The sequence below is a fragment of the Streptomyces sp. NPDC094448 genome (assembly GCF_044763775.1).
In the GTDB taxonomy this organism is placed as follows: domain Bacteria; phylum Actinomycetota; class Actinomycetes; order Streptomycetales; family Streptomycetaceae; genus Streptomyces.
In genome coordinates this window covers 145,861-165,726 of sequence record NZ_JBIWGU010000015.1, presented here as the reverse complement: position 1 = coordinate 165,726, position 19,866 = coordinate 145,861, and the positions used below count along the sequence as shown (strand labels likewise).

Sequence of the window (19,866 nt, the reverse complement as noted above, 5' to 3'; positions counted from 1 at the left end):
AAACCGAACAGTCCGCACCCCCGCGACGGCTCTACGGTGCCGTAACACCCCCTGGCAAAGGAGCCGGGCCGGCGACGCGCACCGCGGCGCCCTCGTCCGGCTCCGCCGGGTCCCACGACCGAGGAGTCCCGCGATGGACCTGCGTTACGGCACCTTCTACATCGGCGGCGGATGGGTCGCCCCCGCCACGGACCGGACGATCACCCCCGTCGACGCCAGTACGGAGCAGCCGCTCGGCGAGGTGCCGGAGGGCACCGAAGCCGATATCGACCGCGCGGTCGCCGCGGCACGTACCGCCTTCGACGCCCCGGCGGGCTGGGCGTCCTGGGAACCCGCCCGGCGGGCCGGGGCGATGGACCGGCTCGCGGACGCGATCGACCGGCGGGCCGACGAGTTCGTGGCCCGGGTCAGCGCCCAGAACGGGATGCCGGTGGCCGTCGCCCGCCAGTTGGAGACCGGCTATCCGAGCGCGATCCTGCGCTACTACGCCGGACTGGCCCGCGGACTGTCGACGGCGGAGATCAGGCCCGGCCTGTTCGGCGGCGATATCGAGGTCCGGCGGGAGCCGGTGGGGGTCGTCGCGGCGATCGTGCCGTGGAACTTCCCCCAGGCCCTGGCCATGTTCAAGATCGCCCCCGCGCTGGCGACCGGCTGCACCCTGGTCGTCAAGCCGTCCCCGGAGACCGTACTCGACGCCTATCTGCTGGCGGAGGCCGTCGAGGAGGCCGGCCTGCCCGCCGGGGTGGTCAACATCGTGCCGGGCGGCCGGGACGCCGGGGTGCATCTGGTGGCCCATCCCTCGGTCGACAAGGTGGCCTTCACCGGCTCCACCGCCGCGGGCCGGGCCATCGCGGAGACCTGCGGCAGGCTGCTGCGCCCGGTCACCCTGGAACTCGGGGGCAAATCGGCGGCGATCGTCCTCGACGACGCCGAACTGGACCTGGCGGAGATCGGCGAGGGGCTGTTCGGCGCCACCCTCCTCAACAACGGGCAGACGTGTTTCCTCGGCACCCGGATCCTGGCCCCGCGCAGCCGCTACGCCGAGGTGGTCGACGCCTTCACCGCGTTCGCCGGGTCGCTCACCGTGGGCGCGGCGAGCGACCCGGCGACGCAGATCGGCCCGATGGCCACCGCCCGGCAGCGCGAGCGGGTGGAGTCGTACATAGCGAAGGGGATCGGCGAGGGCGCCCGGCTGACGACGGGCGGCGGCCGGCCGGAGGGTCTGGAGCGGGGCTGGTTCGTCCGGCCCACGGTCTTCGCCGATGTCGACAACTCCTCCGTGATCGCCCGGGAGGAGATCTTCGGACCGGTGCTCTCGATCATCGCGTACGAGGACGAGGACGACGCCGTCCGGATCGCCGACGACTCCGACTTCGGGCTCGGCGGCACCGTGTGGACCGCCGATCCGGAGCGCGGCGCGGCCGTCGCCCGCCGGGTCCGTACCGGAACCATCGGCGTCAACCGCTATATCCCGGACCCCGCGGCCCCGTTCGGCGGGGTCAAGGCCAGCGGGCTCGGACGCGAACTGGGCCCCGAGGGCCTGACGGCGTACCAGCGGTTCCAGACGATCTACCGCTAGGCGCTTTCCGGCGGGGTCGGGTGGGCGGCGGCGCCGTCGTCGTCGCCGTCGTCGTCGTGCCAGGAGCCGGCGAGGACCTCGGTGGTGAAACCGGGGCCGAAGGCGAGGATCAGGCCCCGGGAGCCGTGTTCCGGGGAGCCGTTGTCGTGGTGGCGCCGGAGGACGTCGAAGACGGAGACGCTGGAGGTGTTCCCCACCCGGGCCATGCTCTCCCGGCTGTGCCGCAGGGTGCCCGGGGGCAGTTCCAGCCCCGCTTCGACACCGTCCATGATGACCGGCCCGCCCGTATGGGAGACGCAGAAGCCCAGGTCGGCCGGGGTCCAGCCGAGTTCGGCGAGAAAGGCCGCGATCTCGGGCACCACCCGGGGGACCGTGGAGCGGACCCGGGGGTCGGTCCGGAAGTGGAAGCCGTGTTCGGAGGTGCTGCCCGCGATCACCGACTGGGTGGCGGGGAGCAGATGCTGCCGGACGGCGCGGATCCGGAAGCCCGTGGTCGCCGGGGACGCGCGGCGCAGTACGGCGGCGGCCGCGCCGTCGCCGAAGACGCCGTTGGAGATGAAGTCGCTGAGGGAGTGCTGTTCGGGCTGGAAGGAGAGGGAGCTGAGTTCCGCGGCGACGACGAGGACGGTCGCCTCGGGGTACGCCTGGAGGAAGTGGAAGGCCTCCGCGAGCGCGGAGGCCCCGGCGGCGCAGCCCAGTTGCTGGATGGGGGTGCGCCGTACGGTCGGCCGGCAGCCGATCTCCTGGGCTATCCAGGCGTCGGGGCCCGGGAGGGCGTAGCCGGTGCAGGAGACGAAGACGAAAGCGTCGACTTCGGCGGCGTCGGCCCCGGCGTGCTCCAGGGCCTGCCGCGCGGCCGCGGCACCGAGCCGGACGGCCTCGGTGCGGTAGTGGGCGTTGCGGCGGCCGAAGGAGCGCGGTGCCAGCATGGCGGGGAGGCCGGCGACCAGGCTCCGGGTCCGCACGGTGGTGCTGCGCATCAGGTCGAGTCCGCGCTCGACGTGGGGTATCCGGGCGAAGTGGTCGCCGAGGGCGGTGATGATCTCCTCCTGGGTCACCACGTGCTCGGGGAGGACGACCGCGGGGCGGTGGACGGCGACGTGGGTCCGGGGTTGGCGGGCAGGTGTGATCGTCACGGCTGCTTCCTTCGGTGGGGGGAGTGCGCGGGACACATGAGGTGTGTGGGGGTCCGTGCGTGAGGAAGCATGCGGCGCCGGATATCGCACGGCAAGATCGTCTTTCGGACAGCGGGGCCGGTCCGCCGGGCGGGTGCGGGCGCTCCGTGGTGGCGCCCGGCCGGGGGGCCGCTCCGTCGAAGCGGGTTCCGGTGGGAGCGGCGCAACGCACCTGCCGCGCACCGGACTTCATCTCCGTGCCGTCGCCTGGGAGGATCTTCATCACCGGGGTGGAACGCGGTCGGCACCGGCGACGGGCCGCCCCGGGCCCGGTGCGGCCCACGGAATTCCGGAGGACACGTGCAGGACATCGCCCCGGGCGGCTCGGACGCCGCCCCCGCAGCCGCAGGGCCGCTGCCGCCTCCTCCGGGGCTCGCGGACGGGCCGGTGTACCTCGACCACAACGCCACCACCCCGGTGGACCCCCGGGTCGTGGAGGCGATGCTGCCCTATCTCACCGGCCACTTCGGGAATCCGTCCAGCGGGCATCCGTATGCGGTGGCACCCCGGCGGGCCCTGGCCGGGGCTCGTGCGCTGGTCGCCGGGCTGATCGGCGCCCGTACCGGCGAGGTGGTGTTCACCGGGTCCGGTTCGGAGGCCGATCTGCTGGCGCTGCGCGGTGCGGTGCTGGCCTCCGGCCGGTCGCGTCCGCATATCGTCACGCAGGCCACGGAGCATCCCGCGGTGCTGGAGACCTGCCGGGCGCTGGAGCGTCTGCACGGCGCGCGGGTGACGGTGCTGCCGGTCGACGGCCGGGGCCTCGTGGATCCGGCCGTGCTGGCCGGTGCGCTCACCGACGATACGGTCCTGGTGTCGGTCATGGCGGCCAACAACGAGACCGGTGCGCTCCAGCCGGTCGCCGAACTCGCCGCGGCGGCGCATGCGCGCGGGGCGCTGTTCCACTGCGACGCGGCCCAGGCGGTGGGGAAGGTCCCGGTCGACGTCGGTGCGCTGGGGGTGGATCTGCTGACCGTGGTGGGGCACAAGATGTACGCGCCGAAGGGGGCGGCCGCGCTGTACGTCCGCGACGGGGTGGCGCTGGAGCCCGCTGTGTACGGGGGTTCCCAGGAAGGCGGACTGCGCGCCGGTACGGAGAACGTGGCCCTGGCCGTCGCCCTCGGCGCCGCCGCGGAGATCGCGGCCGGGGAGCTGGCCGGGGGCGGCCCGGACCGGACCGCGGCCCTGCGCGACCGGCTGCACCGGCGGCTGGCGGCGGGGCTGCCGGGCCGGGTCCGGCTCAACGGGCCGGAGCGGGAGCGGCTGCCGAACACCCTGAACATCAGTGTGGAGGGGGCGCTCGGCCATGAACTCCTCGCCGCGGCGGGCGGGATCGCCGCTTCGACCGGCTCGGCCTGCCACAGCGGCACCCGGGCCCCCTCCCCCACCCTGACCGCCATGGGGTTCGCGCCCGCCCGGGCCCTGGGGGCGCTGCGGCTGTCGCTGGGCCGCTGGACCACCGGGGAGGACGTCGAGACGGCCGCGGCGGCCCTGACGGACGCCGCCCGGCAGACCGGGCCGGCCGGGCTGCGGGGCTGAAGGCGGCTGCCGGGCCCGGCAGCCGGGCAGCCGCCGGTGGTGCTACAACCCCGCGGGGGTGTCGCAGCCCGCGTCGCGGTGGCTCCGGCGTGCCACCGCGAGCGCCAGGTCCCGTACGGTGTCCCGGGCCGCCGCCGTATCGTCGGTCCGTACGCCCTCCGGCAGCCGTACGGTCACGCTCAGACTGCGGGCGCCCTCGGGGGACTGCCCCGCGGGGGCGCACGGCACCAGGACCGCCGCGGCGCGCGCGGACGCCCGGCCGCTGTCGCCCGGTCCGAAGGGGCGGGTCTCGCCGTCCGGGTAATCCCGTCCCCGTACGGAGTCGAACCAGCCGGCCACGGGTTCGGTGGGCAGCATCTCGGTGTCCGCGGCGAAGAGGAGCTTCTTGTCGTCGCCGCGGATCCGGCAGGCGGTGGCGTACCCGTCCGCCTTCTGCACCCGGCGTTCGGCGGTCTCGCCGTCGACCGTGTACGAACCGGCGGTGGGCAGCACCGTGTTCAGCGCCTTCGCGGCCGCCTCGGCGGGCCCGAGCTGCGAGCAGAGCCGGCCCGCGGTGATCTCGGCGCCGTCGTCGCCGAGCCCGGGTGCGACGAGGGCGAAGTACACGATGCCCGCCGCGACCAGGGAGGCCGCGGTCACTCCGGTGATGAAAAGGTTCTTCCTGCGCATGCCGGTCACTTCTCCGAGTCCAGGGTCCGGGGGATGGCCTCACCGTCGATGTGGTTCTTCACATTCGTCGTCGCGTGGTCGAAACCCCGCTCGGCGGCGGAGGCGATGGTCCGCTCCAGGGCGGGGTTCGGCGCCTTCGCCGCCTCGCCCGCGGCGGCGGCCTCGCGCTCCAGCAGCCGGTAGGTGTCGTCGTGGGTGGAGTCCCACTTCGTCCCGTTCCGGTAGAGCACGTCGTCCGTGCTGTCCTTCTTCATACCGTCGGTGATGGAGCCGATCGCCGCCTCCGCGAAGGTGCCCGCGAGTTCGCCCGCGACGATGGCACCCGGCCCGGCGGTCGGCGCCACCAGCAGACCGATACCGGTACCGGCGAGCGCGCCGCCCCACGTCCCGGCGGCGTCCAGGGCGCCGTTGTACTTGGCGTCGTGCGCGGCGCCCTGCACCTCGGCCTCGTAGGCGCGGCCGCCGCCCAGGATGCCCTGCACCTCGCCCATGGCCTCCGCGGCCCGCATCGACGCCGTGACCCCCTTGTCGTCCTTGATGAAGGCGTCCGGGTTGGCGGCATGGTATTCGAGGAGGTTCGAGGTGTAGTTGTGCTGGCCCAGGGTGACCGCGGCATAGCCCTCGGGGTTGCGGCCCAGGGTGTAGAGGAAGCGGGTCGCATCGCCCTGGTCGATGTCGGCGGTCGCGCCGGGCGCGATGAAGACATCCGCCTCGCCCTTCTCACCGGCGCTGAAGGCCCGGTTGATATCGGGCATGTACTCGGCGGTCATCTGGCCGAAGCTGTCCGACATATAGCCGTTCTTGAGGAGCCGGTCGGGGTTGTCCGAAACGGATTCCACGATGTTCTTGTAGAGCGAAGCCTGTTCGGGCGAGTGGGCCACGGTCTCCGAGGTCGGCAGCTCGCCCGCCGGGTGCCCGGTCGTCGCCGCCTCCAACGCCGCGGCCAGGTAGTTCCTGCCGGAGATACTCTGCTCGCCCTCGGAGTCCTCCTCCTGCATCCAGGCCCGCTCCTCGAAGAGGTACTGGAAGTTGCTGAGGTCGACATGGCCCTTCTTGCCGTCGTCGTCCGTATCGCGCTTGAACGGGTTGCCCTCGGCGTCCTTGTCGATGAACTCGGCGTTGAAGAACGCCGTCGCCGCGTCGGGGCTGTTGGAGAGGGCCTTCATATAGCCGGTCATCGGGTCGAAGCCGAAGTCCGTCCCCGTGGCGTTCAGATGCGGCCGGAGACCGCCGCCGTGGTAGCCCCAGATCTGCTCGGGACGCTGACCGTTGCGGATGCCCTCCTGCTCCCGGGCCAGCATCCCGGTGCCGTAGCTGTTCAGGAAGTCGTCGTCGTAGTCGCCCCAGCGCATGAGGTTGCTCATGACGACATAGCCGGAGAGCCCGCCCGGGGCAGCCACCGGCTTGTCGACCGCCTGGAGCATGTCCGACTTCCAGACCGACATCTCCGGGGAACCGCTCCGGGTGGCGTTGGCCAGGGTCAGGCTCAGGTTCTTCTGCAGCTCCGCGTACTGGTCGAGCCGTTTTCCGTCGGCCGCGTGGTCACGGGCGTTCGGGTCGTTGAGCTTCGCCCAGAAGTCGAGGGTGCCCTGCGCGCCGAGCTGCTGCGCGAAGGTGCTCGCGAACAGGTCGTCCTTGCTGTATTCGGCGAGCCCGGCATTGAGCCGGTCGAACTCCTCGGCCGTGAGCTTGCCCGGATCCTTCTTGGCGAGGGCCGCCAGCTCCTCGCCCTTCCTGACGGCGTTCGCCGCCTGGTCGCGGTCCTGGTAGGAGGCGTCTCCGAAACCCTTCTCGGCCTGGGCGACCAAGGCGCGCAGCACCCGGGACGCGGTGCTGTCGCTCTCGGTGGCCTTGGTGAGGATGCCCTGGATCCGGTCGCGTACCCCGTCGACGTCGCCCTGTTTCACCTCTTTCCCGGCGTCGCCGTCGGCGGCCCGGACGACGAAGCCCGAACCGTCCGGACGTACCGAGATACTGCGGGCCTGCGCGGCGGATATCGCCTCGTCCAGCTCGCCCTTGAACCCCCGCAGCTCGCCCGCGGTGTCCTTGAGGATGTTCCGGATGGACTCGGCCTGGGTGTGGGCGTCCGCGAACTCACCGACCGTTTTGCCGATGAACTTCCGGGAGACGTCCGAGTTCACCCCCCGCCAGTCGGCGCCGTACGCGGTGGCCTTGAGGCCCTCGTTGGCGGCCGTGTCCAGGCTCTTCAGATTTTTGACCAGGGTGTTCCAGTCGGTCACCGCGGCGTCGAGCTTGCCGAAATTGGCGTGGAGAAGAGTGTCGAAGTCCACTTACTTGTCGTCCTTCTTCTTCTCGTCGCCGTCGCCGTACGCTTCGTTGCGCTTCCCGGGCGGGCCGACCCGCTCGTCGAATCCGGATTCGAGGGCGGCGATGCTGCTCAGCTCGCGCTCGATGAACACCTCGTCACCGGCGTGGGCGTTCTTGGTGAAGTCCATATGGTTCGAGATATGGGCGCAGGCGTCCATCAGATCCGAGAGGGAGGACATCCATGCGACGCTCACCCGGGTGAGGGCGCCGCCCAGGTCGAAGCCCTGGGTCGCGAGATCGGTGCCCGCGGAGTCGGTGGTCTTCTCGGCCACCCGTCCCTCGTTCCACAGCCGGTTGTACAGCTCGAACGCCTGGTCGCCGACTTTGGCCAGATGCTGCTGGTCGACCTTGAGGTCGCCCTGGCTGTTCGTGGACAGCATCTTGCCGTCGCCGGGCTCGTCGGGCACCCGGTTCAACTGCATCTGTGTCGACTGCCGCTCGACGGCCGCCGTTTTCAACTGCTCCCATTCGTCCCACGCCATGGCGGGATCCCCTCCCCGTTGGTTGCGCACGGTGCGGTGGACGGGTCCGTGCCATGAACCCCGTCCGTCCGTCCGCGCCCCGAGGGCGGCGGGATCCGGCCGGATCGGGGGCTCCCGGCCACCGAGCCCGTCGACGCGCCCATTCTGCTATGCGCCGCAGGAGTCGCTTCTCAGCCGTGTGCAGGAAGTGGGGAGGTTGGATGACGACCCCGCCGGATGGCCGGAATGAATCGTACGCGAGCCCCGAATACGGACGTCCCGGACCGGCCCGCGGGGACGGTCAGGCCGCGCCGGACAGGGTCCGGTGCCGCAGTTCCGAGCAGGTGTCGTGCAGCAGACGGGAGACGTGCATCTGCGAGATCCCGCACTCCTCGGCGATCCGGTTCTGCGTCATGCCCCGGAAGAAACGGAGGTACAGGATGCGCTGCTCCCGCTCCGGCAGTTCCGCGATCAGCGGGGTGACCGCCACCCGGTCGACCACGGTGTCCAGTTCGGGGTCGGGCGCGCCGAGCGTGTCCGCGAGGGTCGGCCCCTCACCGGGCGCGCCCGGCGCGAGTTCGGCGTCGAGGGAGAGCGCCGCGTAGGCGTGGAGAGCGGAGAGGCCCTCCAGGACGTCGTCCGGGTCCAGACCGGCGCGGGCGGCGATATCGGCGGGGGTGGGCTCCCGGCCGGATCCGGCGAGGTCCCGGTGGGCCGTACGGACCCGGCCGCGCAGTTCCTGGGTACGCCGCGGGACCCGCAGCAGCCAGGTGTGGTCCCGGAAGTGCCTGCGGACCTCGCCGGTGATCGTCGGGACCGCATAGCTCTCGAAGGCCGGCCCGCGGGCGGGATCGTAGCCGTCGACGGCCTTGACCAGCCCGAGCGCGGCGACCTGGCACAGATCGTCGAGAGGTTCGCCGCGGTTGCGGTAGCGGGCGGCGATCCGGTGGGCCATCGGCAGCCAGTCGCGGACCAGTCCGTCCCGCAGGGCGTCGTGCTCCACCCCCGACGGCAGGGCGGCGAGTCGCCGGAAGTCGGCCGCGGAGTCGGGGGCGTCGTCGTGAGAGTGCCGTCGGCGGGCCACGCTGATCACCTGTTCCGGGGAAGGGGAGCGTCACATACCACCGGCCGGGGCGGCGCCCGCGCGCCGTACGGTCGTCGGCGGGGCGTGGGGCCCTCGGTCCCGGGCAGAGGCACACCTGCCCCGCTTCCACCCTGCCAAACCGGGCGCCGTCCCGCACCCCGTACCCCGTTCGGCCCGCCATCGGCGGGTACCGCCGGCCGTGACGGGTGCCGCGCAGGACGGTCGCGGAATGGCGAGACTGCGGGGCCCGGGACACCCGGACCCGGGTCACGGTCCTGTGGCCGCGCCCGGTTCGGCGCACCACGGGTTCAGCGCACCACGGCCTCACCGACCAGCAGCCGGACGGCGGCGGCGATCGACTCGGCGTCGATACCCGCGTGGGCGAGCTGCTCGCCGGGGGTTGCCGAGCCCGGCATCGTACGGACGGCGAGCCGGACCAGCCGCGGCAGCGGCCTGCCGTCGGCGAAGGCGGAGGCGACCGCGTCGCCGATACCGCCCTCGGGCCGGTGGTCCTCCACCGTCATCAGGCAGCCCGTCGCGCCGGCGGCCGCCTCCAGGGCGTCCGTGTCCACCGGCTTGACCGAGTAGAGGTCGAGCACCCGGACCCCGATCCCGGCCCCCGCCAGCAGATCGGCGGCCTTCAGCGCCTCGTGGACCGTGACCCCCGCGGCGACGACGGTCACCCGGTCCCCGTCCCCGGACCGCAGCAGCCGGGAACCGCCGACGGGGAAAGCCTCGTCCGGTCCGTAGAGCACCGGCCCGGCGCCCCGGCTGGTGCGCAGATAGCCGATCCCGGGCAGCTGTGCCATACGCCGGACCAGATCGGCGGTCTGGTTGGCGTCGCAGGGGTAGAGCACGGTGGAGCCGTGGACGGCCCGCATCATGGCGAGGTCTTCCAGGCCCATCTGGGAAGGCCCGTCGGCTCCGATGGCGACTCCGGCGTGGGAGCCGCAGAGCTGGATTCCGGCCTCGCTGACCGCGGCCATCCGGATCATGTCGTGGGCCCGGGTGAGGAAGGCGGCGAAGGTGGTCGCGAAGGGCAGGTATCCGCGGGCCCGCATGCCCACCGCGGCGGCGACGAGCTGCTGTTCCGCGATATAGAACTCGAAGGCGCGGTCCGGGTGGGCGCGGGCGAACGCCTCGGTACGGGTGGAGTCCCCGACCTCGCCGTCGAGGGCGACGACGTCGCCGCGCAGCGAGCCGAGGGCCGCCAGCGCCTCGCCGAACGCGTCCCGGGTCGCCACCTCGTCCCCGATCCGGTAGCTCGGCGGTTCGGCCGGCCGGAGCGGTGGCACGGGACGGGCCGTCACCGGTGCCGGGAGGGCGACGTCCACCCGGATATCGCGGACCCCGCCCAGCTCCTCGACGGCCTGTTCGGGGTGGGGCAGGGGCTTTCCGTGGAAGCCCTCCCGGTCCTCGACCTCGGCGACGCCCCGCCCCTTGCGGGTACGGGCCAGGACCGCCGTGGGGCGCCCGGCGGTGGCGGCTGCCTCCGCGAAGGCCGCGTCGACCGCGTCGACGTCGTGCCCGTCCACCTCGACCGTATGCCATCCGAAGGCGTCCAGCCGCCGCGCGTAGGCGTCGAGGTCCCAGCCTTCCCGGGTGGGACCGCGCTGGCCGAGCCGGTTGACGTCCACGATCAGGGTCAGCTGGTCGAGCTTCTCGTAGGCGGCCGCCTCGACGGCCTCCCAGACGGAGCCCTCGGCCATCTCGCTGTCCCCGCAGAGCACCCAGATCCGGTACGGAACCCGGTCCAGGCGCTGTCCCGCCAGCGCCATGCCGACGCCGATCGGCAGCCCCTGCCCCAGCGACCCCGTGGCCACGTCCACCCAGGGCAGCCTGGGCGTGGGGTGGCCCTCCAGCGGACTGCCGTCGTGACGGAAGGTGAGCAGTTCGGCACCGTCGATGACACCCGCCGCCCGGTAGAGCGCGTACAGCAGGGGCGAGGCATGCCCCTTGGACAGGATCAGCCGGTCGTTCCCGGGGCGGTCGGGCCGGTCGAAGTCGTACCGCAGATGGTGGGCCAGGAGTACGGCGGCGAGATCGGCGGCGGACATCGCGGACGTCGGATGCCCCGATCCGGCGGCCGCGGCGGCCCGGACCGCGTCCACCCTGAGCTGCTGTCCCAGCTCCGCCAGTTCCTCGGTGCGCATGGTCGGCTCCCTCTCGTCGGCAGTCGCCGTACCGCGCCCGCCGCCCCCACGAGCGCCCCCGGCACGGCCCAGCAGGAAAACCGCCTCGGGGCGCCTTCCTGGTACGCCCCGGGTGCCCGTGCGCCCGGCGCCGAAACCCGCCGGGCAACGCCCACCGCGGGCAGCCGCCGGCTTCCGCGGCCGTCAGCCGTCGCCCAGCTCGGCCCGGATACGGCGGGAGGGGGTGAAGGTGTACAGGTCGAGCACCTCGGGCGGATCGGCCATCCCGGGCCCGCCGTCGTCGACCCAGCCGGCTATGTCGGCGGTGGCGTCCGGATCGTTGACCAGGCCGAGCCACACCGGGCGGCCGCCTGCCCTGCGCCCCTCGGCGGAGGGCTGCACCACGACGACGTTGGCGTGCTCGCAGACGTCCAGACAGTCGGTGACCCGGACAGTTGCCTTCTCCGCCAGGGCCGTCCGCAGCTCACGGAGCTGGGCGGCATGATCGACCCCGGGGATCTTGGCAGTGCCGCAGCAGCAGCCCCGGCACACGGTGACGGTGGGCCGCACGGCCCCCGGCGCCGACGCGGTCCGGCTGGAACGTCTGCTCATTCGATCTCCTCGCCAGGGCCGGTCACGGGCCGTCGATTCCGACGATGATCGTAAAGCCTGGCCGGTACCGCTCCCCGAAGATCGACCACCAGGGGCGGCGTCCCGCCGGCGTGCTAGACTGTGCACGTTGCAGTTTTGGTACCCATGAACTATGTGCGCCTGACGGGAATGTTTCTCCTTCGGGCGCGTTTTTGTTTCCGGCATCTCCGGATGGGGCCTCTGCCTACAGAAGGAGAACACCATGGCACAGGGAACCGTGAAGTGGTTCAACGCCGAAAAGGGCTTCGGCTTCATCGAGCAGGACGGCGGCGGCCCGGACGTCTTCGCCCACTACTCGAACATCGCGACGCAGGGCTTCCGCGAGCTCCGTGAGGGCCAGCGGGTCAGCTTCGACGTCACGCAGGGCCAGAAGGGCCCGCAGGCCGAGAACATCGTCCCCGCCTGATCGCCGGACGCTGATCGACCCACCGGGGTCCGCACCGTCACGGTGCGGACCCCGGTGGGGTATCCGGGCCGGGCGCCGTCACGGCGCCCGGCCCGGTTCTGTTTCCGTGGTGCTATTCAGCGCCCGAAGAAGGCGTTGTGGACCGTGACCGCCGACTGGTTGTCCTGCCGGTCGGTGACGACGGCCTTCAGCGATATCGCCTTGCCCTTCTCCGGCGCGCGGACCGTCACCTTGCCCCCGGCGACCGGAGCGGGCAGCCACTTCTTGCCGTCGTACGACACCGCTACCCGCAGCGACTTCAGTCCGGCCCCGGCCGCCGCGCCCTGGACGACGACGGGGACGATCTGCTTTCCGCCCGCCGGGACGGTGGAGTCGAGTGCCGTGTCCGGCCGGAACCGGACCGTGGAGACCGGGAGCGCCGTCGCCGCGTCGGTCCGGGCCGAGGTGAAGGTCCACGAGGCGTCGATCCGGGTTCCGGCGCGGTTGAACGCCGGGTCCCGGTGGACCGTGGTCGCCACCGTGTAGCGGGCGGGCTCGGGCGGCAGCGCGAAGTCCCGCGCGCCGAGCGCCGTGTCGTCCTGTGCGTACAGCACACCGTCGCGGTGGATCGTGGTGCTCGCGGACGCGTACCGCGCATAGCCGTCGTGGCCCGCGTCGTCACTGGTCAGCGGCAGGGAGCCGGAGAGGTCGTTGCCGGTGCGGACGATGCCCGCCCGGGCGTCGACCCGTGGTCCCGGCACTCCGGTGTTGAAGTTCTCCGTGTACGTACCGCCTGCCGAGTACTGCCGCGGTTCGTTGGCGTACAGCACGTCGAAGCGGGGGTATCCCTCCGGGGACGGCACGCCCGGGATACCCGCCACCAGCTGCCAGACGGCTCCGTCGCCCGTGGAGAGATGGACGTTGCGGGTCTGCGATGCCGGCTTGATGAAGAAGGGGGTCTCCACTCCGGCGCCGCTGGGCAGGCCGCCGGTCAGCGCCAGGGCACCTCTGGCGCCCGGGGCGGACGCCCCGATGGCCGTCTTCACCAGGGCGAGGTCCCCGGCCGCGTAGGACTTGGTGTAGCCGGTGGCCAGTTGGGCGACCGGGCCGCCGGACAGGGTGTGGTACTCGTCGGTGCCGCGCTCCCAGTCCGTGGACCAGGTCTGTTCCAGGGCGCCGTCGACCTGCTGGGGGCCCTGGTAGGCGGTACGGACGTTGTCGAAGCCGGTGAACTCGCCGCCCTGGATGAAGAACGACCCGCCCGCCAGATACGTGTACATCATTCCCGCGCGTACCGAGCGGGCGGCCGGGTCGGGCATCGTGAACGAAACCGGCCGGGTGGTCCGGGCGTCGAGGGTGACGGTGGTGGGGCCGTCCACGGTGAACTGCGGATTGTCGATCAGATCGGCGCCCTTCCGCGGGGCCGCGGGGTCGACGAGCATATCGGCCGAGAGGATATAGGTGCCGCGCGGCATCCGGACCGTGTCGGAGCCCGCCGTCAGATCCGGCAGGACCCTCCGGCCGGTGGCAGCGCCGCCGTAACCCCGCAGTTCGGCCAGCCAGTCGGTGCCCGGCGCGCCGTCCCGTCCGAAGCTGTTGAAGGTGACCTCGTACGATTCGATCTCACGGTCCACCGTTGCCGCGGTCCGCACCGTCCGGCCGTCCCCCGACGCGACGACGGTGACCGAGTACAGGCCTTCGACGGTCCCGCCGAGCCGGGTGTCGGCCGTCACGTCCACGGCGGCGGTACCGCCCGCGGGAACCGTGACGCGCTGCGCCCCGAGCGTGAAGAATCCGGCCGGCGCGGGCAGGCCGTCGGCGCCGGTGGCCGCAGTCGCCGCCAGGTCGAGGGTTACGTCCGCCGTGCCGTAGTTGCGGTACGTCAGCTTCTTGGTGACGGGTGTGTCGTCGTGGTGCGGCCACAACTGGGTGCCCAGGTCGAGCGATACGGGTTCGGCGACGACCGTCTGGTCGATCGCCCGGTCGACCTGGATCCGCCCGGCGCCCTGCCGGAAGACCGCATGGGCGCCGTCCTTCGCCGAGGCGACCAGCACCGATTTGAGCTGGGCACCCGTCCAGGTGGGGTTCTTCTGCTTGAGGATCGCCGCGGCGCCCGCGACATGCGGGGACGCCATGGACGTACCGTTCTGGGCGGTGTACCCGGGCGGGTTCTGGCCCCCGGTGCCCGCGGCCGCGGCCGCCGTGATCGCCACACCGGGTGCGGTGACGTCCGGTTTGACGGCGCCGTCCCCGGTACGGGGCCCGGCCGAGGAGAAATCGGCCATCAGGTCGTTGTCGTCGACCGCGCCGACGGTGAGGGCCGCGTCGGCGGTGCCCGGTGTGCCGAGGGTGCCCGCGTCCGGCCCCTCGTTGCCCGCGGCGACGGCGAACAGGACGCCCTTCTCCGCGGACAGCTTGTTGATCTGCGCTTCCAGCGGGTCGATCCCGGGGGTGTCGGGCGAGCCGAGGCTCATATTGACCACATCGGCGCCCTGGGCGACGGCCCAGTCGACCCCGGCGAGGATGCCGGAGTCCAGCCCTTCGCCCCGGTCGTCCAGCACCTTGGCGTTGATCAGCTGCGCCCCGGGCGCCACGCCCTTGAACCGGCTGTCCTTGGCCCCGCTGCCGGCCGCGATGGAAGCGACGTGCGTCCCGTGCCCCGACCGGTCCGTGGCGTCCGGTGAACCGCTGAAGTTCTTCTCCGCCACCACGCGGCCGGCCAGATCCGGGTGGGTGGAGTCGATGCCGGTGTCCACCACGGCGATCCTGACGCCGGTGCCGTCGTAGGACCGGGACCAGGCGGCCGGGCTGCCGATCTGTGCGGTGCTGCGGTCGAGCTTCGCCTTCCGTACCCCGTCCAGCCAGACCCGCGCGACACCGGAGGCCAGCGCCGCCGACCCGTCGCCCCGCGGCCGGCTCAGGGCCTCCCACAAGGCGCCCGTACTGCCTTCGGCGCTGGTCACGGCGTCGGCGTCGAGCATCGACAGGGTCCGGTGGACGGTCGTGCCATCGGCGGCACGTACCTCGTCCCTGGCGGCCTTCGCGGCGGTGCCCCGGTAGCCGACGATGACCTTGAGCCCGGCGCCGTGCGCCTTCCGGATCTCCGGCTTCGCGAGTGCGGTGACGTCGAACAGCTGCCGGTCCAGCGTGCCGTCGGCGATCAGCCGCCGGGCGTCGCGCGGCACCGCATAGGTACGGCCCTGGTGGCTCTGGGTGAAGAAGGGGATGTCCTCCCGCCCCTTCGCCCGCTCGATACCGCCGACGCGGCCCCGGGCGTCCACCGTGACCCGGTCGCCGGTGATCAGGGTGACGGTCTGCCCGGTCCCGGCACCGCCCTTGGACTTCGTGACGGCCGACGGGGGCACCGCGCCCCGGTCACCGCCGGCCGCCGACGCCGGGCCGGTCGTGCCCGCCGCCAGGGCCACGGCGCACGCGGCTGCCGCATACGCCCTCTTTGCTGGTTTGCGCAAGATTCCCCCTTGCTCAGGAGTACGGACCGGGCGGGGGCCCGGTCCCTTCCGGGGGCCTGTTCGGAAAAGGCGAACGGCCCCGGGATCCCGAAGTATGCCGAGGCCGTTCCGGACCACTCAATGATCGTTCTGTAACAGGCTTACGCTGGTGAGAGGTTGTCGGAGGCACTGCTTCACGGGCGGTAAGCTCGCTGTCGATCGCCGGTTGACCGCCGAGGAACACCGGAGAACACCGGGAGACAGCGACGGACCCGGGCCGGGCAGCAGCAGCCGGCCGGGGCCCGAGGGCTGCCCGGATTTCTTTTGCGGCGTCACTTCTGCAAACACCAGGAGGTGCAGCCCGAACAGCAGCCCCAGCAGCGGCAGCGCGACGGCCGCTTCGAGTTCCTGGTGGGGGGGGCGGTGTCGCCGCCCGCTTCGGCGGCGGCGCTCAGGATCGCCAGTTGCCCGTCGTCCAGGTCCCGGTGCCGGTGCCGGTGGTGGACATCGGCGGCCACCGCTGCCCGCCGCGCTCCGAGGTGCCCGGCGACCGGGCCCGGACCGCCCTTCATCTCCGCACCGTTCCTCGGCCCCGCACCGCCGGTGACCTTCGACAGCCAGTCGCCCGGCATCGACCGCATCCGCTCTGTGCCGGGCGGCCCGCCGTCGGGGAGGAGACTCGGGAGGAAGTCGTTGATCCCCTCGGCCGAGGGGGCAGCGTGGCAGACCGGTGTCCGCTCTGCGCGCCGACCGCGCGAGCAGCGGACGGCGGGTCAGCGGAGCGGACGGGCCCCGACCATCGCGTCGTGGAGTTCCTCGGGGGTGAGCGCCGGGGGCAGCGGCGCCCCGGTCCGCTCCCCGTCCGCGCGGCAGGCGTCGATGAGCAGGGCCACCAGCCGCTTCCAGCCGCCGGGCGCCGCGTCCCGGGTGGCTCTCAGCACCCCCGCGTTGGCCATCAGGAAGAGCAGGATGTCCCCGCTGGTCACCCCGGGGCGCAGCCGCCCCTGCTCGCAGGCCCGGTCGATCAGGGTGTCCAGGGCCGCGAGGGCACGGGTCCTCGGCTCCTCCATGCCCCGGGAGCCCGGGAAGCAGGCGGTGAACGCCTCGGTCACCCCCCGGTCCGCCGCCTGCATCGCGCAGGCCTGCTCCACGAACCAGCGGAAGCCGTCCCAGGGATCGGTGCGCCGCAGCGCCTGCCCGGCGAGGCCGGCGAGGTCGTCGAGGCGGTCCGCCAGAACCGCCTCGACGAGGGAGTCCCGGTCGGGAAAGCGGCGGTAGAGGGTGGCGATGTTCACTCCGGCGCGGCGCGCGATGTCGTCCAGCGGCGCGCCCAGCCCGCGTTCGGCGAAGACTTCGCGCGCCGCCGCCACCAGCCGCTCCCGGTTGGCCTCCGCGTCCCGCCGCAGTCCTCTGCCCCGACCCGATGTCATGCCCCGAGTCTACGGAGTGGATCCGGTACCCGACCGGGACCCCGCCCGGGAAAGCGCAGGGGGTACTGCGCTTCTGCTACGGTGACGCCCCATAAAACGCAGTCACCCCTTCACTTAATGGGGTCCATGTCGTGAACACCGTTCTCCGAGGCGCCCGGGTGGTGCAGGTGCTGCTCTTCACTGCGGCGGGCACCATGAAACTGACCCTCTCCCAGGAGGCCCTGCTTCCCCTGATGCCGTGGGTGGACGCCGTCCCCATGGAGGCGGTGCGCGGTATCGGCGCCCTCGAAGTCCTGGGCGCTGCGGGCCTGGTGCTGCCCTCCCTGGTTCCGGCCGCCGCTTTGTTGCTGCCGCTCGCCGCGGGTGGGCTCGCCCTGCTGATGGCGGGCGGCGGAGCCCTCCACATCGCCCGGGGCGAGTACCCCCAGAGCGCCGGGAACGCGGTGGTGCTGGCGCTCGCGGTCCTGGTCGCCGGGTGCGGCCCGGTGCCCCTGCCGGGCCGCCCGGGGCGGCTGTGCGGCGAGCGCACCGGGTGACGAGCGGCGCCCCGGCCCTGGACTTCCGGAGAGCGGCGGCCGGTGGGGGCGGGGGGTGCCGTACGGCTCGGGTACCCGGCACGGTGCTTCTGCCCGTACGACGATCCGGAGGGGGCGCGGATGCGCGGAAGGGCACTGCTCCCGGGCGTGCCGGCGGCCGGGGCCGCCGCGGCTTGCGGCCGGATGCCGTGCCCCGTCCGGTCCCGTCCCACCTCAGGTCAGCTGGTCGAAGCGGCCCAGATACCGGAACGCCCCCTTCTGGGCCCGGTAGAGGAACGAGGACGACATCATCTGCACCATTTGGGTGCCGTCCTGGACGAAGTGGAGCGGCTTGGCCACCCCCGCGTAGGAGGAGCGGAAGATCCGCTCGGCGACCTCACCCGGTACGACGGAGGTCCTCGATCCGAACGCGACAAGGGCGGTGGCGATCAGTCCCACCGCGTCATGGGCTTCGGCGGACCAGCGGGCCGGGGCCGTACCGTAGCTCTCCCGGTAGGCGGTCGTGAACGCTCGGGCGGCCTTCGTGCCGGCCGACTGCGGCTCGGCGTAGGGCGCTTCGAACACCCAGCCCTCGGCAGCACTCCCGGCCGCCTTCAGGAACTCCGGCCGCATCACGGGCTCGAAGCCCGCGCTCGTTCCCCTGAATCCGGCCGCGGCGAGCGCGCGGGCACAGGCCGCGGCGCGGACCGCGGACGTACCGGCGAAGACCACCGCCTGCGGCCGGGTGTCCAGCGCCTCGCGGACCACCGCCGCGAAAGCGTCCCGGTCCGCGGGCTGCGCATGGACGGACACCCTGCCGTCGTGGTCCGAGTTCGGCGGCGCCTCCTGCAGGTCCCGGCTCACGGACCGGATCGCCGCGGCCGCCGCGGTGTCCTCGACGACGGCCGTACGGCGGCTGTCGGCCACCCGGGTCAGATAGGAGAGCACCGGTTGGACCCGGTACGAGGAGGGCGCCCGGACGATGCCCAGGGTGCGGGCGGAGACCGTGCTCAGCCCGGTCTCGTCCAGATCCGGCGAGACGAGGAGGAACGGCATCGACGCCTCCGTGTACCACCCTGCGGCGGCGCGGGCGGCGGCCGCGCTGCTGGGGCCGATCACCGCGCAGACGGCGGGGTCCGCGACCAGGCTCCGGGCGACCTCACCGGCCCGTTCGGCTTCCCCCCAGTCGTCCCGGACGGTGAGGTCGAGCCGGAAGGGCACGTCCTCACGGGCGTTGTGGCGGGCGATCGCGATCCGCGCCCCGCGCTCCTGCGCCCTGCCGACGTCCCCGGTCCGGCCGGACAGATCCGCCTGGAGTGCGATCGTACGCGTGGGCACCGGGCGGTCGGCCCGCTGCCCGCCCCGGTCGCGGAGCACCGGCCACAGGGCCGCGGTGGCACCGGCGGCGGCGACGGCCAGGACCGAGCCGCCGATCGTCAGGGCCCTGCGCCGGGTGGGCCGCGGCGGCGCGCCCACCGTCGGCGGCTCGGTGGTGGACACTTCGGCGGCCGCCGGGACCGGGCGGGGCGGCGGGTCCAGCGCCCGCGCCGAGCGGTCGGCCACCAGCCGCAGCACCTCCGGCGGCAGCCAGTCCTCGCCGCCGGAACCCCCGGCGGCCTCGCAGATCTCCCGGAGTCCGGCGGCGGAGGGCCGCCGTGCGGGCTCCTTGGCCAGGCATCCGGCGATCGCCCCGGCCAGCTCCGGCGGCACCCGCGCGGCCAGCCCTTCGAGATCGGGCTCCTCGTGGACCGTACGGTAGAGGACCGCGCCCGGGTCCCCGGTCCCGAACGGCCGCCGCCCGGTCGCCGCATAGGCCAGCACACAGCCGAGTGCGAAGAGGTCGCCGGGTGGCGCCGGTTCGGCCCCGGGGGTCCGGGTCTGCTCGGGGGCGAGATACCCGGGTGTGCCGACCACCGCGTCCGGGGCGGTGAGCACCGCCGCGCCCACGCCCCGGGCGATCCCGAAGTCGATCAGCCGGGGGCCGTCGAGGGCGAGCAGGATATTGCCGGGTTTGACGTCCCGGTGCACCAGGCCCGCCGCGTGCACCTCGGCGAGTGCGTGCGCCAGCCGGGCCCCGAGCACGGCGACCGTCCGGACCGGCAGGGCCCCGAGCAGGGCCACCGCCTCGGCGACGGACGGGCCCGGTACGAAGGCACCGGCCAGCCAGGGCGCGGCGGCCTCGGTGTCGGCGGCTGTCACCGGGACCGTCCACGGGCCCTTCAGCCCGGCCGCCAGCTGCACCTCGCGGCGGAAACGGGCCCGGAACGCCGGATCGGCGGCGTGTTCGGGCCGGATCACCTTCAGGGCGACGGGCGTCCCGTCCCCGGCCCGGGCCAGATAGACGGTGCCCATTCCACCCGAGCCGAGGCGGGCGAGCAGCCGGTGCCCGCCGAGCGACTCGGGGTCCTCGGGACGCAGTGCGTGCATAGGTCGTTTCCTCGTTGTCCTGGTACGTGGCCGGGCCCGCCGCCG

At 73.2% G+C, this 19,866-nt stretch carries 15 protein-coding genes; 4 read left to right on the top strand and 11 right to left on the bottom strand.

Going from position 1 to position 19,866, the window contains the following annotated elements:
- Positions 1-133 precede the first annotated feature (133 nt).
- A complete protein-coding gene (locus ACIQ9E_RS26670) occupies positions 134-1,579 on the top strand; it encodes an aldehyde dehydrogenase (protein WP_403711187.1) in 1,446 nt (481 codons plus the stop codon).
- Here the strand turns inward: ACIQ9E_RS26670 and ACIQ9E_RS26665 are convergent.
- Positions 1,576-2,715, bottom strand: a complete 1,140-nt coding sequence (locus ACIQ9E_RS26665; RefSeq protein WP_403711185.1) for a type III polyketide synthase — start codon at positions 2,713-2,715, stop codon at positions 1,576-1,578. The genes ACIQ9E_RS26670 and ACIQ9E_RS26665 overlap by 4 nt on opposite strands.
- Before the next feature lie 339 nt (positions 2,716-3,054).
- On the opposite strand from ACIQ9E_RS26665, the gene ACIQ9E_RS26660 reads away from it, so the two are divergent.
- Positions 3,055-4,290 (top strand): cysteine desulfurase family protein, encoded by a 1,236-nt coding sequence (locus tag ACIQ9E_RS26660; protein WP_403711183.1) that lies wholly within the window; start codon positions 3,055-3,057, stop codon positions 4,288-4,290.
- Positions 4,291-4,332: 42 nt separating this feature from the next.
- Here the strand turns inward: ACIQ9E_RS26660 and ACIQ9E_RS26655 are convergent, their stop codons facing one another.
- The 6 genes from ACIQ9E_RS26655 to ACIQ9E_RS26630 form a co-directional block, all read right to left on the bottom strand.
- On the bottom strand, positions 4,333-4,959 hold the full coding sequence (locus ACIQ9E_RS26655) for a hypothetical protein (RefSeq protein ID WP_403711181.1): 627 nt from the start codon (positions 4,957-4,959) through the stop codon (positions 4,333-4,335).
- 5 nt (positions 4,960-4,964) lie between these two features.
- On the bottom strand, positions 4,965-7,250 hold the full coding sequence (locus tag ACIQ9E_RS26650; protein WP_403711179.1) for a hypothetical protein: 2,286 nt from the start codon (positions 7,248-7,250) through the stop codon (positions 4,965-4,967).
- Positions 7,251-7,769, bottom strand: a complete 519-nt coding sequence (locus ACIQ9E_RS26645; RefSeq protein WP_403711177.1) for a hypothetical protein — start codon at positions 7,767-7,769, stop codon at positions 7,251-7,253. It lies immediately after the preceding gene.
- A gap of 280 nt (positions 7,770-8,049) precedes the next feature.
- Positions 8,050-8,841, bottom strand: coding sequence for a SigB/SigF/SigG family RNA polymerase sigma factor (locus tag ACIQ9E_RS26640; protein ID WP_403711175.1), 792 nt, complete (start codon positions 8,839-8,841; stop codon positions 8,050-8,052).
- Between the two features lie 299 nt (positions 8,842-9,140).
- Entirely contained in the window at positions 9,141-10,985 is a 1,845-nt protein-coding gene (locus tag ACIQ9E_RS26635; RefSeq protein WP_403711173.1) for a transketolase, read from the bottom strand.
- 183 nt (positions 10,986-11,168) lie between these two features.
- Positions 11,169-11,576 carry a (2Fe-2S) ferredoxin domain-containing protein gene (locus tag ACIQ9E_RS26630; RefSeq protein WP_403711171.1) on the bottom strand — a complete coding sequence of 136 codons (408 nt, stop codon included), beginning with the start codon at positions 11,574-11,576 and terminating at the stop codon, positions 11,169-11,171.
- Positions 11,577-11,817: 241 nt separating this feature from the next.
- On the opposite strand from ACIQ9E_RS26630, the gene ACIQ9E_RS26625 reads away from it, so the two are divergent.
- Positions 11,818-12,021 carry a cold-shock protein gene (locus ACIQ9E_RS26625; RefSeq protein ID WP_006350593.1) on the top strand — a complete coding sequence of 68 codons (204 nt, stop codon included), beginning with the start codon at positions 11,818-11,820 and terminating at the stop codon, positions 12,019-12,021.
- A gap of 116 nt (positions 12,022-12,137) precedes the next feature.
- On the opposite strand, the gene ACIQ9E_RS26620 is transcribed toward ACIQ9E_RS26625, so the two are convergent.
- The 3 genes from ACIQ9E_RS26620 to ACIQ9E_RS26610 form a co-directional block, all read right to left on the bottom strand.
- The gene (locus ACIQ9E_RS26620; RefSeq protein ID WP_403711168.1) at positions 12,138-15,470 is read right to left on the bottom strand and encodes a S8 family serine peptidase; all 3,333 of its coding nucleotides are present in this window, start codon (positions 15,468-15,470) and stop codon (positions 12,138-12,140) included.
- 311 nt (positions 15,471-15,781) lie between these two features.
- Complete coding sequence (locus tag ACIQ9E_RS26615; RefSeq protein ID WP_403711166.1) at positions 15,782-16,090, bottom strand: hypothetical protein; 309 nt, start codon at positions 16,088-16,090, stop codon at positions 15,782-15,784.
- Positions 16,091-16,222: 132 nt separating this feature from the next.
- On the bottom strand, positions 16,223-16,879 hold the full coding sequence (locus ACIQ9E_RS26610; RefSeq protein ID WP_403711164.1) for a TetR/AcrR family transcriptional regulator: 657 nt from the start codon (positions 16,877-16,879) through the stop codon (positions 16,223-16,225).
- Between the two features lie 131 nt (positions 16,880-17,010).
- On the opposite strand from ACIQ9E_RS26610, the gene ACIQ9E_RS26605 reads away from it, so the two are divergent.
- On the top strand, positions 17,011-17,415 hold the full coding sequence (locus ACIQ9E_RS26605; RefSeq protein ID WP_403711162.1) for a DoxX family protein: 405 nt from the start codon (positions 17,011-17,013) through the stop codon (positions 17,413-17,415).
- Between the two features lie 213 nt (positions 17,416-17,628).
- Here ACIQ9E_RS26605 and ACIQ9E_RS26600 read toward each other — a convergent pair whose 3' ends face one another.
- Positions 17,629-19,821 carry a bifunctional serine/threonine-protein kinase/ABC transporter substrate-binding protein gene (locus tag ACIQ9E_RS26600; RefSeq protein ID WP_403711160.1) on the bottom strand — a complete coding sequence of 731 codons (2,193 nt, stop codon included), beginning with the start codon at positions 19,819-19,821 and terminating at the stop codon, positions 17,629-17,631.
- Positions 19,822-19,866 lie beyond the last annotated feature (45 nt).

Excerpts from the sequence above, each read along its gene's own strand:
- ACIQ9E_RS26670 (WP_403711187.1), top strand. The coding sequence starts at position 134 with ATGGACCTGCGTTACGGCACCTTCTACATCGGCGGCGGATGGGTCGCC.
- ACIQ9E_RS26655 (WP_403711181.1), bottom strand. The coding sequence starts at position 4,959 with ATGCGCAGGAAGAACCTTTTCATCACCGGAGTGACCGCGGCCTCCCTG.
- ACIQ9E_RS26645 (WP_403711177.1), bottom strand. The coding sequence starts at position 7,769 with ATGGCGTGGGACGAATGGGAGCAGTTGAAAACGGCGGCCGTCGAGCGG.
- ACIQ9E_RS26635 (WP_403711173.1), bottom strand. The coding sequence starts at position 10,985 with ATGCGCACCGAGGAACTGGCGGAGCTGGGACAGCAGCTCAGGGTGGAC.
- ACIQ9E_RS26630 (WP_403711171.1), bottom strand. The coding sequence starts at position 11,576 with ATGAGCAGACGTTCCAGCCGGACCGCGTCGGCGCCGGGGGCCGTGCGG.
- ACIQ9E_RS26625 (WP_006350593.1), top strand. The coding sequence starts at position 11,818 with ATGGCACAGGGAACCGTGAAGTGGTTCAACGCCGAAAAGGGCTTCGGC.
- ACIQ9E_RS26615 (WP_403711166.1), bottom strand. The coding sequence starts at position 16,090 with ATGCGGTCGATGCCGGGCGACTGGCTGTCGAAGGTCACCGGCGGTGCG.
- ACIQ9E_RS26610 (WP_403711164.1), bottom strand. The coding sequence starts at position 16,879 with ATGACATCGGGTCGGGGCAGAGGACTGCGGCGGGACGCGGAGGCCAAC.
- ACIQ9E_RS26600 (WP_403711160.1), bottom strand. The coding sequence starts at position 19,821 with ATGCACGCACTGCGTCCCGAGGACCCCGAGTCGCTCGGCGGGCACCGG.